This window comes from Sphingomonas sp. IC-11 (assembly GCF_021043365.1).
Classification (GTDB): domain Bacteria; phylum Pseudomonadota; class Alphaproteobacteria; order Sphingomonadales; family Sphingomonadaceae; genus Sphingomonas.
Genome location: NZ_JAJNDU010000010.1, coordinates 1 through 1,212 on the forward strand (window position 1 = coordinate 1; position 1,212 = coordinate 1,212).

Annotated in this window: 1 pseudogene; it reads left to right on the forward strand. The window is 69.4% G+C overall.

What is annotated here, in order from left to right:
• Window positions 1-976 (forward strand): annotated as a pseudogene (locus LQ954_RS16025) (hypothetical protein); the annotation flags it as partial.
• Window positions 977-1,212 lie beyond the last annotated feature (236 nt).

Consider the following 1,212-nt stretch of genomic DNA (forward strand, 5'->3'; position numbering starts at 1 on the left):
GCTCGCCTTCACCCCCGTCCCCCGCCGCTACCGCCACGATGGCTGGACGGCGGAGCGGCAGCGCGGCTTCATCCGCGCGCTCGCCGAAACCGGATCGGTAAAGGCCGCCGCCCGCCGCATCGGCAAGACCACGGAGGGCGCGTACCAGATGCGCCTGCAGCCCGGCGCCGACAGCTTCCGCGCCGCGTGGGAGGCCGCGCTCGCCAGCGGCGTCCAGCGCCTCACCGATATCGCCATGGAGCGCGCGGTGGAGGGCGTCCCCATCCCCGTCTTTCACAAGGGCGAGCAGGTCGGCGAGCGCCGCTGGTACAATGATCGCTTGCTGATGTTCATGCTGAAGCACCACCAACCCGATCGCTACAACACCCCCGCGCTCGCCCCCGGCACCCGGCATCCCGAGACGATCGCCCGCGAGGCGGCGCAGCAATGCCCCGTCTGCCGCGAGCGCGAGGAAACCGCCGCCCGCCGCGCCTTCGCCGAGGCGGAGGCCGCCAAGCAGAGCAACGAGGAATTTCTCGTCCACCTCATGCGCACCTATCAGATCAAGGTGCAGTCCGAGCGCCGCGAGCGCCTCGCCGGCGATTGGGCCGCCGCAGATTTCTACCTGCGCCAGCTCAACTTCTTCGAGCTGATCCTCGAAGGCTGCGGCCACCGCATGGACATCATCGACATGCATACCATGCAGAGCGGCGAAGAGGGCATGTACACCCGCCAGATCAACTGCGGCCCGCTCACCCGCATCCTGGACGACATGCGCCGCGAGATCTGGGAAGCCGCCGGCGAGCCACCCCGCCCGCCGATCGATCTGCGCGAGTTCCTTCCCTATTCCACCATGAACCAGCAGGGGGATACGGCGGGCGAACGCCAGCACGCGCGCGCCGAGGCGCAGCGGCGGATCGCGGAGTCGCAGGCGGTGTGGGAGGCGTCAGCGAATGAGGAGACTTGGGCCGCCTTCAAGGCCGCTTCGGGGCGGTGAGCGGGGCTTGGCGAGCGTCGCAGAAGCGGCTGCGGGCGGCGTCCGCCAGGCGGCGCGGGGCGTGCCGGTCGAGGAAGCGGCTTTGGTGGGGAGATTGGAGGGCGGCAACTGGGCCGTCAGCGGTCTGTCAGCTTGTGGGACGAAGGCGCGAAGAGCGGACGCAATTCGATCCGGGTTGGTGCGACATGTTGCCAAGCCCCTAGCGGACTAGCTGCTTCCGCTCGTCTTCCCTTAGC